This is a genomic window from Bacillus sp. z60-11, assembly GCF_046464135.1.
Taxonomy (GTDB): Bacteria; Bacillota; Bacilli; order Bacillales; family Bacillaceae; genus Bacillus; species Bacillus sonorensis_A.
The window spans coordinates 643679-658051 of sequence record NZ_JBIYSN010000001.1 but is presented as its reverse complement, the minus strand read 5'-3'; the positions used below and the strand labels follow the sequence as shown (position 1 = coordinate 658051).

Here is a 14373-nt window from a genome sequence, read left to right as displayed (position 1 = left end):
ACTCATTCATCCATCTGACTCTACACTTAAAATAAAGCACTTACATTTCCTCTTTTCTTAAATAATGAGTTTTTTTACTCAAAATACCATCTATGTATGAACGTAAAGCCGCCCATATAACATAATCGAAAAATCGATAAGGCGGCTTTTACATGATTGTTGTCTGCTTGAAGTGTTAAGTGACAGCCTTCAATGTGATGAATATAGAGTTTTACTTTATCCAATTTTAAAAAGTGTAAAAACGACCATGGCCACGAAGAAGATGGTCAAGTAATTTAATGAATATACAAACATGAGTGTTGCCCACTTCATGACATCCTTGCTTCTAAATCCGATAAGGCCGCAAACGAGCCAGCCTATATTTAATACTGTTCCCAGAATGACGATCGGCAAACCTAGTCCGCCCAGGAAAAACGGCAGCGGCATCAAGCAGGCGATCCAAATGATGATTTGCCTTTTTGTGATATCAAAACCGTGTACGACAGGCAGCATCGGAATGTTTGCCGCTCTGTATTCCTCCGTTTTCTTAATCGCAAGCGCGAGAAAGTGGGGAATCTGCCAAATAAACATGATTAAAAACAGCACCCATGCCTCAACACCGATCGTGCCTTGGACAGCGGTCCACCCGATCAGAGGAGGAACGGCTCCCGAAATGCTTCCGACAATCGTATTGATCGTATAGCGGCGCTTCGACCACATCGTATAGAGAAAAACATACGTAAAAACACCGACAAATCCTACTAACGCAGCCGTCAATGTGGTCATAAGCAACATGATAAAACCGAGTGCAATCAGCAAAATGCCAAACCATAACGCCTGGGAAGGCTGGATTTTGCCAGTCACAGTCGGCCTTGTTTTCGTCCGCTGCATGAGCTGGTCAATATCGCGGTCATAGTAGTTGTTGATGACGCATGATCCCGCGATAATCAGCGAGGATCCGGCTAAAGTAAACAGCACGGTATCCAGGTTTCCTAAAAAGCTCAGGTTTGATAAATAAAAAGCGAGCCACATACCCGTAAAAGTTGTTATCAGGTTTGAGTAAACAATCCCGACTTTGATAAGGGCGAGGAAATCCTTCCACGCTGTCGTTTCTTCTATTTGTCCATTCATTGCTGTATCAGCTGTAATTCTGGATTCAGCCATAATGTTACCCCCCTTACTCAAACCTTCATCACGTGAAGAGAAGCGGTATATTCATAAAAAACCTACAACTCTATCATACAAGATTACCGGTTGGAAAAAAACAGCCTATTAAATATTAATCGACAAACCGGTTTATATTTGTGAACTTTTTATGACTTTCATTACAGATGAAGGAAATAATGTGAACAAGAGCAGAAAAACATCCTCATTCTAATATAGTTCTATCAAACGACACCAGAATAATCAAGACTTCAAATCCAAGAAAAATGTGAACGCCGTCTATTGCATTTTTGTGAACATTCATGATAATGAATTGCAGAAAGAACACCAATTCGCTTAAACTTGAAGATGGATCATTATTTTAATTAGTCAGTTTGTATTAAAAGGAGAATTAAATGTATGAATAAAGCATTAAAAGGGTTGGGAATTATTACGACCATCGCCATGCTCTTCGTGCTGATCGGCGGCGCCCTCGTCACGAAGACGGGATCCGGAATGGGATGCGGCAGGTCATGGCCGCTGTGCAACGGAAGCATATTTCCCGCCCTCAATCTGGAATCGATCATCGAATGGAGCCACAGGTTTGTCAGCGGAACATCCGGGATACTCGTGCTCGCTCTCGCCATTTGGTCCTGGAGAAAAATCGGCCATGTCAAGGAAACAAAATTTCTCGCGGTTATGTCGGTTGTCTTTCTTATTCTTCAGGCGCTGTTGGGAGCTGCCGCCGTCGTATTCGGATCCTCGGCATTAATCATGGCTCTGCACTTCGGGATTTCGCTCATTTCCTTCGCATCGGTTCTGCTTCTGACATTTCTCATTTTCGAAGCAGACAAAAGCGAAAAAGCCGAGTCTTTTTATATAGGAAAAACCATGCAGTTTCATATGATAGGAACCATTATATACACATATCTCGTTGTTTATACAGGAGCCTATGTCCGCCACACGACATCGAGCCTTGCCTGCCTTGACTTTCCGATGTGCAGCACGGCGAACGGCTGGTTTCCGTCGACCTTTCATGAATGGGTGCAGATGGGCCACAGAGCAGCAGCACTCCTTCTTTTCGCATGGATTGTCGTCGCCATGATCCACGCTGTCAGACATTATCACAATCAGAAGCGGATATTCTGGGGCTGGATCGCATCTCTGATCCTGATCACACTTCAGGCGGTGTCAGGCATTTTGGTCGTCATGACCCGGTTGGATCTGAGTTTTGCGCTTGCACACGCATTCTTTATTTCAGGTGTGTTCGGCATTTTATGCTATTTCCTGCTGCTCGTTGTCCGCTACCGCCGGCAGGCAAAAACTCAAAAATAAACGCTATGGCCCCTGCTTTCATGCAGGGGTTTTTTGATGAAAAAAGCCGCCGACAAAATGTCAGCGGCCTGAAATATCATATTTTTTTCATTTCAATGAGAAGATCACCGGTTTGAATCGCTTCTCCGTTTGCGACATGGATGCTTTCAACCGTCCCTGTAAACGGAGCCTGGACCGTCGTCTCCATTTTCATCGCTTCATTGATCATCAAATGATCGCCTTTATTGACTTTATCGCCTTTTCCGACAAGAAGCTTAATGACCGTACCCGGCATGGAAGCCGCGATATGGTTCGGGTTTGAACGGTCGGCTTTCACCTTTTGGTGAACGGACGATTTAATGCTTTCATCTTTGATGACCACTTCACGAGGCTGTCCGTTCAGTTCAAAATAGACGACCCTTGTCGCATCGGGACGAGGTTCTCCGATTGAGACAAGCTTCACGATCAGCGTTTTTCCTCGTTCAATTTCGACTTCGATTTCTTCTCCGAGCGTCATGCCGTAGAAAAAGGTCGGTGTATCGAGCACAGAGATGTCCCCGTACAGCTCCGACGTTTTAACGTACTCCGTAAAGACTTTCGGATAAAGCGCATATGCGACGACATCCTGATCAGTCAGCTCCACACCGTGGTTTTCCAAGAACTCGGCTTTCAAATCAGCGAAAGAAACCGGTTCAAGCAGCTCTCCGGGGCGGACGGTAATCGGCTCCTGCCCTTTTAAAATCAGCTTTTGCAGCTTCTCCGGGAAGCCGCCGTGCGGCTGGCCGAGATAGCCTTTGAAAAGCTCGACGACTGAATCCGGAAAATCCAGGGATTCTCCCCGTTCAAAAATATCTTTTTCAGTCAGTTTATTTTGTACCATATATAGCGCCATATCGCCAACCACTTTGGAAGACGGCGTAACTTTTACGATATCTCCAAACAGATGATTGACCCGGCTGTACATATCTTTTACTTCATTCCAGCGGTCGCCGAGGCCGACTCCTTTAGCCTGCTGCTGAAGGTTGCTGTACTGTCCGCCAGGCATTTCATGTTTATAAATTTCGGTATGAGGTGCGTTCATTCCGCTCTCAAACTCATTGTAATACTTTCTTACAGACTCCCAATATTGGGACAAAGACTCGACTGCATCGACATTTAAACGCGGACGGCGCTCATCGCCTTCAAGCGCGTGATAAAGCGAGCTTGCACTTGGCTGTGACGTTAATCCGGCCATCGAGCTGACCGCTACATCGACGATATCGACGCCAGCTTCAATCGCCTTTGCATACATATAGATTCCGTTTCCGCTCGTGTCATGCGTGTGCAGATGGATCGGGATGTCGATTGTCTCTTTCAATGCGGACACCAGTTCATAAGCCGCCTGAGGCCTCAATAGTCCGGCCATGTCTTTAATGCCGAGAATATGGGCTCCGGCCGCTTCAAGCTCTTTGGCCAGCGAAGTGTAATAGTCAAGGTTATACTTTGTTCTGTTCGGATCAAGGATGTCACCCGTGTAACAGATTGCCGCTTCAGCGAGCTTACCTGAATCGCGCACCGCGTCTATCGCAAGCGTCATGCCTTTCACCCAGTTCAGACTGTCAAAAATACGGAATACATCGATTCCGGCTGCCGCCGATTCGCTGACGAACTTTTTAATCAGATTGTCCGGGTAGTTTTTATAGCCGACAGCGTTTGATGACCTCAGGAGCATTTGAAACATCGTGTTCGGAATCTCTTTCCGCAGCTCCTCAAGCCTTTTCCAAGGGTCTTCTTTTAAGAAACGGTATGCCACGTCAAACGTAGCCCCGCCCCACATTTCGAGGCTGAACAGTTCAGGCCAGACCGCTGCTGTCGGATTGGCGATTTTCTTCAGATCATTCGTCCTCACCCTTGTGGCGAGCAATGACTGGTGGGCATCGCGGAATGTCGTATCGGTAAGAAGCACTTCTTTTTGCTCCTGAACCCATTTGACAAGACCTTCAGCTCCCCGCTCGTCAAGGATCTGTTTTGTTCCGGAGGCAATCGGCTGATCGACATCCGTTTTGATGATCTGCGGCTTGTCAAATTCAGGCTTCTTCCCTTTATCGATTCCAGGAAAGCCGTTTACCGTGACATTGCCGATGTACGTCAGCATTTTGGTGCCGCGGTCTTTTTGTTTCGGAAACACAAAAAGCTCTGGCGTTGTATCGATAAAGGATGTATCGTATTGTCCGGTCAAGAATTTTTCATGTTTGGCGACATTTTCGAGAAACGGAATGTTGGTCTTAATGCCTCTAATCCGGAATTCCTGAAGATTTCGCACCATTTTAGCCGCGGCCTGTTCGAACGTCAGCGCCCATGTTGACAGCTTCACGAGCAGTGAATCGTAGTAAGGCGTAATCACGGCCCCCTGGAAACTGTTCCCCGTATCAAGGCGAACCCCGAATCCCCCTCCGGAGCGGTAAGCCATAATTTTTCCGGTATCAGGCATGAAGTTGTTTGACGGATCTTCTGTCGTGACCCTCGACTGGATCGCATATCCGTGGAGCGTGATGGCATCCTGGTTCGGAATGCTGATCTCACTGCTTTTCAGACTGAATCCCGCGGCTATCAGAATCTGTGTCTGCACGATATCAACACCTGTCACCATTTCCGTGATGGTATGTTCAACCTGAACGCGCGGATTGACTTCAATAAAGAAAAATTCATCGTTTGCAACTAAAAATTCGACCGTTCCGGCATTGATATAATTGACGTTTTTCGCAAGCTTGACGGCGGCTTCGCAAATTTCTTCCCTGAGTGAATCGGAAAGTGAAACGCTCGGCGCTATTTCAATGACCTTTTGATGACGCCTTTGCACAGAGCAGTCCCGATCATATAAGTGCACCACATGGCCTTCTTTGTCTCCGATCACCTGAACTTCGATATGCTTCGGCTTTTCGATCAGCTTTTCAACATAGACTTCATCATTTCCAAAAGCGGCTTTCGCCTCTGATTTCGCACGGTTATAGGATTCCTGAAGCTCAGACTCTTCTCTGACAATCCGCATGCCGCGGCCTCCGCCGCCAAGGGACGCTTTAATAATGAACGGATAGCCGTATTCTTCGGCAAAGCGTTTGACATCCTCTATTCCCGCTACAGGTCCGTCGCTTCCCGGTATGACAGGGATTCCGGCTTTTTCAGCCTGCTCGCGGGCTTTGACTTTGTCTCCGAACATATCCAAGTGCTTTGAAGTCGGTCCGATAAAAATGATCCCTTCTTCTTCACAGCGCCTGGCAAACTGTATGTTTTCAGATAGAAAGCCGTATCCGGGATGGATGGCGTCAACATGGTTGCGCTTGGCAATCTCAATAATCCCTTCAATATCGAGATACGCATCGATCGGTTTTTTCCCTTCGCCGATCAAATATGCTTCATCCGCTTTATATCTGTGATATGACCCGCTGTCTTCTTTAGAATAGACCGCAACCGTGCGGATATTCAGTTCTGTACATGCGCGAAAAACGCGGATGGCGATTTCCCCTCTGTTCGCGACAAGTACTTTTTGTATAGACTGCTGTGACATGTCGTTCCCCCTTATCCGCTTGTTTTAAGTATGTATCTATTCTAAATGAATCCAGCATCACTGTACACGCTTAGTTTTTTAAAAATTTATACTTTTTTTATATTGATTTTCTTTCGTTTTTGTAGTATTAACAGGCTGTTTTCGTTTGTACCGGTCAAAATAGTCGTTGAACATGCTGATATTGACCAATATCCCCGCGCTTGCCATGAGGACAACAAGAGATGAACCTCCATAGCTGATGAATGGAAGCGTTACACCTGTCAAAGGAATCAGGCCGGAGATGCCGCCCAAGTTGATAAATGACTGAATGGCGATCATGCTCGATATTCCGATCGCCAGCAGGCTGCCGAACGGATCATCGCATTTCCTGGCAATATAAAAGCCTTTCAGGACGATGAAGCCGAGCAGCAGCACGACAAACAAGACACCAAAAATCCCGAGCTCCTCGGCGATGATCGCCATAATAAAGTCGGTGTGTGATTCAGGCAAATATCCATACTTTTGCACACTCTCGCCGAGACCGAGGCCAAACAGCCCTCCGGAACCGATCGCAAGGTAGGAATTTACGACCTGAAACCCTGAGCCTTTTGAATCTAAGAACGGGTTTTGGTAGCTTTCAAACCGGTTCATCCGCCCTTCCGTTAAAATGTCATCCAGATTTAAAAGAATCAGCGGACTGACCAGCACAAGAACAATACCTGTCAATAGGACGAGCTTAAGCAATGTTTTTCCGCTGAATCCCGAACACAGAATGATGCACAAAGCGATCAGTGCGATGATGGAAGCCGTCCCGAAATCGGGCTGAACGGCAACCAAAGCGCAAATGACGAGCGTGATGATCGCAGGGGGGGCGATTCCCGCTCCCAAGTTGTCAATATAGCTTTGTTTTTTGGCATAGACGGAAGAAAGATACAAGATGACGGTCAGCTTGACAAACTCCCCCGGCTGGATCCCGTAATCGGAAATCCTGAACCAGCTCTGGGCATTCCCGGCCACATGACCGACAACAAACAGCCCGAACAAGGCGATGACGGAAACAAGCAGTAACATCTTTTGGAATTTTTGATTGGCGAACGCCTTATACGGAAATATGGCCGCGAACAAAAAGATGACCGTTGCGAACGCCAGGAACATGAGCTGCCTGTCAAAAAAGAAATCGCTGTCCTTTCCATATCTTGTTACCGCTGTGATCATGCTTGAGCTGTATACCATGACGAGGCCGAAACCGCAGAGAAGGAATACAGCAAAGATTAGTGAATAATCATAGGATTTGAGCATTCTTTTTAACATATTATCCTCTTCCTTACTTGCCTTTCAAAATAGTTGTGATGGCTCCTTCGTTATTTTACTACACTTTCTTAAAAAGAACGAAGGATACCCTTTTATTAAAACTTCGAGCTTCCCGGAAAAGAAAAGTCCGTCTTTTTCGAATTAAAGCTTTAGTTTTTTTATCGGCTAAGTATGTGTCTTCGTTTATTCGTCATGAACAATGCTCATTCCTCCAAAAAACGTAAAATGAATGCATTGATAGTGCCGAATATAATAAAAAAAGCCTGCCGGCAGTCTGCTTTCACAGACACATCATCGACAAGCTGACTCAGGCTACAGTAGATCCTGAGTATTCATTTATTTTTTTGTAAATGCATCATGCAATGCAGACAATTCTCGCTCCAGCCTGTAAAGCAGTTCTTTTCCCTCTTCTTCGTCTACTAATCCAAGGCGGACAGCAAAGTCAATTTCACGAGAGAGTCCGAACATTTGTGTATCTAAAACCTCTTCATAAAGAGGACATTGAGGCATCGTTAAGTTGTCCATTTGCACTTGAATCAGCTTTAAAATTTTATCCGCATCACGTTTTAACAGGGCAAGTGCTTTTTCACGATGGTCGACTACAATCTCAGACGCCAAAAGTATCCCTCCGTTCCCCAGGCGAGTACCTAATTCTTTTATTTATAATAAAGCCTAAGCGGAAAAAAAGCAAGCTATTTCTGTCGTTTCACTGTATTGTTTCTGAGGCGAAAGCCTCTCAAAAAATGCTTAAGCTGTAATTCGCGGACAGAAGTTCGAGCAGCCGGATTCCGGCAATGCTGTTTCCTTTTTCATCCAAAGCCGGACCGAATATGCCGATGCCAAAGCGGTATGGGGACAGTCCCATGATTCCTCCTGACACACCGCTTTTCGCCGGTATTCCGATTTTTATCGCAAATTCTCCGCTGGCATTGTACATACCGCAAGTCACCATGAATGTTTTGCAGATTCTCGCGATATCTTTCGGAATGATCTGCTTCCCCGTTTCGGGATGCTTGCCGTTCAAGGCAAAGACACAGCCGATTTTCGCCAGGTCAAGGCTGTTCATTTCAATGGCGCATTGCTTTGTATAAACATCCATGACATCTTCGACTTCCGCCTGAAAAATGCCGTGCTCTTTCATATAGTAGCACATCGCCCGATTGACCATCGACGTTCGAAACTCCGATTCTGCGACCTTCTCGCAAATGGTAATGCCCCTGTTGTTGGCAAGCGTTTTGACAAAGCCGAGGAGATGCCCGATTTTTTCGGATGTTGTCGCTCCTTTAATCATGCTTGTCACCACTAATGCACCGGCGTTTATCATCGGATTCAGCGGCTTTCCCGGGTTGACGGTTTCAAGTTTGATGATGGAATTAAACGGGTCACCTGTCGGCTCCTGCCCCACGTAGTGAAACACTTTTTCCGGGCCGTGGTCCATCAGCACAAGAGCGAGGGACAGCACTTTTGATATACTTTGGAGCGTGAATTTTTTTTCTACATCTCCCGCCGATACACACGTCCCGTCAGTAAAATAGACAGCTGCTGACAAATCATCTTCAGATATTTCAGCCAAAGCCGGGATGTAAGATGCCACTTTCCCTTTTTCAGTTACTTTTTTTGCTTCCGCGACAAAATATTCGAGCTCCTCATTATGCCGGCAATTCACGTTCTTTCCCTCCATCCCAGGCGTCTTTTCTTTAGCTTTCCCTGCAATAGGCGCTGTTATGAGAAGTGACAATTCCAAAGAAAGCGCTTATAATTTCTGTGAGGGAGTGGTAGAGAAATGAATATCGTGACGATTACAGGGAAAGTCAAATACCCGATTACACTCGATCCAAGCGTTTGGATTTTTGATGACCGAAAATTCGAGCTGGATCAATTTTTTTCACATCTCGGAGCGGTTCCTGAGGAAACCAGCGACCTGGAGATTGACCGGGAGCGCCTGATCAGGGAGGGAGCGGTCTCACCTCCGACATTAAAATCAGAGAAAAAATATGAAAAGGAAAAGCTGCTTGACGGGACATTCGCGATCAAGCTTGAACCGTTTTTAAAAAACGCGGAAGCGTCCGACTCCGCCAGTGAGTGCGTCTTTGTCACAGAAAACGATGAGGTTTCCATCCCGATTAGCGAAGCTTACGAAGCGCTTCTCTGTTTCAGTAAAAAAGGAAAACCTCTGACGGAAGACGGGCCTGTACACGTTTATTTTGCGGACGGATCAAACCGTGCGAATCCGATTAAACATGTCAAAAAAATCCGCATCAACTAATTGAAAAAAACCCCCGCCAATCACCGGTGAACGCAGGGGACAAGCCACAAAAACCTGGACGCTATTCCAGGTTTTTTTCGTTACAGCAAATCAGCCGCAAGCCTTGCCAGTCCGGAACGCTCCCCTTTTAACAGCTTCACATTCCCGGAAATTTTTTGCTCTTTAAAGCGCTCTACAACATAAGCCAAGCCGTTATTCATCGCATCCAGGTACGGATGATCAATTTGTTCGGTATCGCCCATTAAGACGATTTTGCTCCCCTCCCCGACTCTGGTTAAAAGCGTCTTTACCTCATGCTTGGTCAGGTTTTGGGCCTCATCGATGATGATGAACTGATCAGGAATGCTTCTCCCCCGAATATATGTGAGCGCCTCAACTTGAATGGAGCCCATCCCCGCTAAAATATCGTCAAGCTCTCCCGGCTTTTTGGCGTTGAACAAATATTCCAGGTTGTCAAAAATCGGCTGCACCCAAGGCCGAAGCTTTTCTTCTTTTTCCCCCGGGAGATAGCCGATATCCTTTCCGACAGGTACAATCGGCCTTGTGACGACCAGCTTTTTAAAATGGCCCAAGTCCTCCGTCTGCAAAAGACCTGCTGCCAGGGCCAACAGCGTTTTTCCCGTTCCGGCTTTCCCGATGAGCGTCACAAGCGATATGTCTTGTCTTAAAAGAAGCTCAAGCGCCATCGTCTGCTGCACATTCCTCGATCGGATGCCCCAGACCTGTTCCTGATCAAAAATCAGCTTTTTAACGGCTTTTCCGTTTTGATCAACGATGCCGAGCGCAGAGGAAGAACCGCCGAGCGCATCCTTCATGACGACGAACTGATTGGGGCAAAGCGGCTCACGGCTGATCTCTTCAAGGGGCAAGCAGTTGTTTTCATAAAATGCATTCATCTGGTCGGCATTGATAAACAATTCGGTAAATCCGCTGTATATATCATCATGATCAACCACCCTGTCATGCAGAAAGTCTTCGGACAATAAACCGATCGCATCGGCTTTGACGCGGATCAGCATGTCTTTTGAGACAAGGATGACCGGGCGCCCGCCTTCTTTCGTTTCTTCTTCAAGGCTCAGGTTTTTCGCCACGGCCAAAATACGGTTGTCGTTTGTTTTTTCAATGAAAATTTCCTGAAGCTGCTGAAATGAGCGGTGGTTGAGCTCGATTCTGAGGCTTCCTCCGTTTGGAAGAGGCACGTTTTCATACAGCCTTCCTTTTAAACGTAAATCATCTATCAGTTTAGATACGCGCCTTGCATTCCTCCCAATTTCATCCATATAACGTTTCTTTGAATCGACTTCCTCCAATGCGACAGCGGGGATGACAACCTCATTATCCTCGAAAGAAAAGATTGAATTCGGATCCTGCAATAACACATTCGTATCTAGCACATAAATTTTACTCAATCTTTCGCCTCCTGATCAGGATTTTTAGCCTTTTATTCTTATGCGGGTTAAAAGCTGATGGAGCGCCCGCTAAAATATATGTTTTTGTGAATAAAGATAGAAGGTTAATTCAACAATAAAAATAATGAAAGCATTTCTAAGGAGGCAACCTCAAGTGCGAATTTTCTTTTTGATCTTCATTCAAACCGTTATGCTGCTTTCAGCCTGCGGCATTCAAAATAATGCTCAAAACGAGGCAAATGAACTGCCGGGCAACAAACCGATTCATGTGAAAAACACCGCCCAGGAGCCTGTGAACAGGGAAGACGGACAAGCGATTTCAAAGCGTCTCGTCAAAATCACCGAGCGTGTTCCAGGTGTCAATGACGCGACAGCCATCGTCCTCGGGAGGCTCGCCGTCGTCGGCATTGATGTCGAAGATAATTTGGAGCGCAGCAAGGTCGAATCGATCAAATACTCTGTCGCCGAAGCTTTGCAAAATGATCCTTACGGCGCAAACGCGGCCGTTGTCGCAGACCCCGACACCGTGAACCGCCTCAGGACAATAGGAAAAGAAATTCAGGCGGGCAGACCTGTGAAAGGCATCCTTGATGAGCTGGCGGCAATTGTCGGACGCGTTATGCCGGAAGTACCGAATGATGCAACAGATGATCAAAAAACAAATCCGACAAAGTCAAACAATGACCAGCTGAACGGCAACCGGCAAAAACAGCTTGAAAAAGAGCAGAATGATCAATCAAACAAACATATGAAAAACAGACAGTAAAAGCCATAAAAAGCTTGTGCCTTTACCTTTCTTGACGGCATGAGCTTTTTCCTTTGTTTCGCCTTAAGAAAATGTAATTGTACCTTTCATTCGTGATATAATGATCTTTAAGCGAGGTGAACGATGTGAGGGTAAAATGTTCATTGTGCGACAAAATCGACAAAATCGATGATGACACACTCATTGCCAAACGGCTTCGAAACCGGCCCATACATACGTATTTGTGCAACGACTGTTACGAACGCATCAAAGTCAAAACCGAGAATCGGATCAAAACGGGCCGTTTCAAACTATATCCGCACAGAAAAGATAAAGAACAGGTCAAAACATAAAAAAGACATGGACAAACGTTCCATGTCTTTTTTGTGTTTTTTGTTACAAACGAAACAAAATATTGAAATTTTATTGATAAAAGTTATCATTTATAGTATTTTTAAATTGTTTCATACGTAACAAAAAAGGAGTGATTTGTAATGGATTTTGATGTTATGATCGTTGGAGGCGGCCCGGTCGGTCTGATGACGGCTTGCGAATTGGCGCTGGCCGGCGTGCGTACGTGCATCGTTGAACGCCTGAGGCAGCCTTCTCCCCATTCAAAAGCGCTGACGCTTCATCCGCGGTCAATCGAAATTTTGGAGATGCGCGGCCTGTTTGATCTGTTTAAAGAGCGGGGGAAACCGCTGCCGTACGGACATTTCGCAGGTCTTGACACGGCATTGGACTTTTCTGCACTTGACACCGGCACCAGCTATACGCTGTTTCTTCCTCAGACCGATACCGAGGAATTGCTTGAAAAGCATGCGTACAGCTTAGGCGTCTCTATTCTTCGCGGTCATGATGTCCTGGCCGTCCGGCAAAACGATGACCATGCAGAGCTCGTCGTCCAAGGCCCTGACGGCATGTCCTTTTTAACGGCAGCCTACATTGTCGGTGCCGACGGAGCGGGAAGCACCGTCCGCAAACAGACGGGAATCGCGTTTCACGGAAGCGATGCAAGCCTGACCGCCGTGCTTGGGGATGTAGCCCTTCACTCTCCGCCTAACTCCAGTTTTTATACGTGTATGAATGAAGAAGGCGCCGTCGTCATCGTTCCTTTGTCACCCGGTGTTTACCGCGTGCTCATCGTGTCGCCGCACAAACCTCAGCGCCTATTGCATGAACCGGTGACATTGGAAGAAATACAAAAAGGCCTGATACAGGTTTGCGGCACCGATTTCGGCACATACGATCCGGTTTGGATGTCCCGGTTCGGCAATGCGAGCCGATTGGCGGAACGCTACAGATCGAAAAGAATCTTCCTGGCGGGGGATGCAGCGCACATTCATTTTCCTGCCGGCGGACAAGGGTTAAATGTCGGTCTTCAGGATGCGATGAACCTCGGCTGGAAGCTTGCTTCAGCCGTCAAAGGCAGGGCTTCCGAATGGCTCCTGGACAGCTATCACACGGAAAGGCATCCCGTCGGCAAAGAACTTCTCCGCAATACGCAAATCCAGACAAAGCTGTTTGATTTTACCCGGGAGGGACTGTATTTGCGCGAGCTGCTTTCAGACCTTCTCACATTCCCTGAGGTCAATCGCTATCTCGCAGAGCAAATCGCCGCCCTGAGCATCAACTATCCGGCAGATGAAACGATGCCGAAGCACCAACTGAATGGAAAGCGGCTGCCCGACCTGGAGATTACGCTGAAAGACGGCTCAGCTAAGCAGCTCTATTCGTTTCTTCATTCCGCAAGCTTTTTATACATCGCATTTGAGGAAGAGCAAACATCCCCCCATTGCCATCCGCATCTGAAAACGGTAAAAGCAAAAGCTGTGCCGGAGCGGCCGGAATGGGACGATGTCAAAGCAGCATTGATCCGTCCGGACGGCCATGTTGCCTGGGCCGTCAGCAAATCGCACCAAGACCCGGAAGCGCTCATATCACAAGGCATTCGCCGCTGGTGCGGAAATGTTCAAATGCCCTCCTTATAATCATTTTGTTTCAACTGAAACAAAATGATATAATAAAGCAGGAAATCGACCAAAAGGAGACTGTTTTCTGCATGGAACATTTGACATACGCCAAACATGAGATTTTTGACATGTACATTGCACTCATCCATCAGCAAGAACAGCAGGAAAGCGCGATGAAGGAGCGAATATCGGCCGAAATCGAGATCATGGAGCAGGAATTGGGCTCAGAGCTGAATTTGACCATGTCTGACATTCATACCATCGCCTGCATTGGGGATCACGAACCGATTAATGTCACATCAATCGCAGGGAAGATGAACCTGTCAAAAGCGACCGTGTCAAGAATCACAGCGAAGCTGATCAAAAAAAACCTCACCGGCAAAACCCAGCTTAGCGACAATAAGAAAGAGATCTATTTTCGCTTAACAGGGAAAGGAAAAACCGTCTATGCCATTCATCAGCGGGAACACGAAAAAATTGAAAGACGTTTTAAAGCATTTTTAGACCGCTACTCAGCGGAGGAAATCCTTTTTGCCAGACGGCTGTTCAACGACTTGCTCATGAATGACTTTTTGGCGGAACCGTAAAAAAGACACAGCTAAGGCTGTGTCTTTCAGATTATTGACAAAATCGTAAAACGGTTTAAAGTTTTACGATTTTGTCATCCTTTCAGCGTGATTGAAAACCCTTGCAGTCTAGGAAGACCGAGC

General features: G+C 46.5%; 12 protein-coding genes. 6 read left to right on the top strand and 6 right to left on the bottom strand.

The genetic code is table 11. The features are described from left to right. Positions 1–216: 216 nt before the first annotated feature. Positions 217–1143, bottom strand: a complete 927-nt coding sequence (cyoE, locus tag ACINLD_RS03485) for a heme o synthase (protein WP_077736885.1) — start codon at positions 1141–1143, stop codon at positions 217–219. 399 nt (positions 1144–1542) lie between these two features. On the opposite strand from cyoE, the gene ACINLD_RS03480 reads away from it, so the two are divergent. Then, positions 1543–2457 carry a COX15/CtaA family protein gene (locus ACINLD_RS03480; protein ID WP_026586837.1) on the top strand — a complete coding sequence of 305 codons (915 nt, stop codon included), beginning with the start codon at positions 1543–1545 and terminating at the stop codon, positions 2455–2457. Between the two features lie 76 nt (positions 2458–2533). Here the strand turns inward: ACINLD_RS03480 and pyc are convergent, their stop codons facing one another. The 4 genes from pyc to glsA form a co-directional block, all read right to left on the bottom strand. Next, the gene (gene pyc, locus ACINLD_RS03475) at positions 2534–5980 is read right to left on the bottom strand and encodes a pyruvate carboxylase (RefSeq protein WP_277692733.1); all 3447 of its coding nucleotides are present in this window, start codon (positions 5978–5980) and stop codon (positions 2534–2536) included. Between the two features lie 78 nt (positions 5981–6058). Beyond that, positions 6059–7270 (bottom strand): FtsW/RodA/SpoVE family cell cycle protein, encoded by a 1212-nt coding sequence (locus tag ACINLD_RS03470; protein WP_026586835.1) that lies wholly within the window; start codon positions 7268–7270, stop codon positions 6059–6061. A 336-nt stretch (positions 7271–7606) separates the two neighbouring features. Next, complete coding sequence (locus tag ACINLD_RS03465; RefSeq protein ID WP_003181465.1) at positions 7607–7888, bottom strand: YlaN family protein; 282 nt, start codon at positions 7886–7888, stop codon at positions 7607–7609. Between the two features lie 118 nt (positions 7889–8006). Then, positions 8007–8936 (bottom strand): glutaminase A, encoded by a 930-nt coding sequence (glsA, locus tag ACINLD_RS03460; RefSeq protein ID WP_026586834.1) that lies wholly within the window; start codon positions 8934–8936, stop codon positions 8007–8009. Positions 8937–9053: 117 nt separating this feature from the next. Here glsA and ACINLD_RS03455 point away from each other — a divergent pair, with 117 nt between their 5' ends. Then, a complete protein-coding gene (locus tag ACINLD_RS03455) occupies positions 9054–9536 on the top strand; it encodes a hypothetical protein (protein WP_026586833.1) in 483 nt (160 codons plus the stop codon). Between the two features lie 80 nt (positions 9537–9616). Here ACINLD_RS03455 and ACINLD_RS03450 read toward each other — a convergent pair whose 3' ends face one another. Beyond that, the gene (locus ACINLD_RS03450) at positions 9617–10945 is read right to left on the bottom strand and encodes a PhoH family protein (protein WP_026586832.1); all 1329 of its coding nucleotides are present in this window, start codon (positions 10943–10945) and stop codon (positions 9617–9619) included. A gap of 154 nt (positions 10946–11099) precedes the next feature. Between ACINLD_RS03450 and ACINLD_RS03445 the strand changes: the two genes are divergently transcribed. From ACINLD_RS03445 to ACINLD_RS03430, 4 genes are all read left to right on the top strand, one after another. Then, positions 11100–11711 (top strand): YhcN/YlaJ family sporulation lipoprotein, encoded by a 612-nt coding sequence (locus tag ACINLD_RS03445; protein ID WP_026586831.1) that lies wholly within the window; start codon positions 11100–11102, stop codon positions 11709–11711. 125 nt (positions 11712–11836) lie between these two features. Then, positions 11837–12043, top strand: a complete 207-nt coding sequence (locus tag ACINLD_RS03440; protein ID WP_035428057.1) for a YlaI family protein — start codon at positions 11837–11839, stop codon at positions 12041–12043. 141 nt (positions 12044–12184) lie between these two features. Beyond that, positions 12185–13681, top strand: coding sequence for a monooxygenase (locus ACINLD_RS03435; RefSeq protein WP_026586829.1), 1497 nt, complete (start codon positions 12185–12187; stop codon positions 13679–13681). A 71-nt stretch (positions 13682–13752) separates the two neighbouring features. Continuing rightward, positions 13753–14250 carry a MarR family transcriptional regulator gene (locus tag ACINLD_RS03430; protein ID WP_026586828.1) on the top strand — a complete coding sequence of 166 codons (498 nt, stop codon included), beginning with the start codon at positions 13753–13755 and terminating at the stop codon, positions 14248–14250. Positions 14251–14373 lie beyond the last annotated feature (123 nt).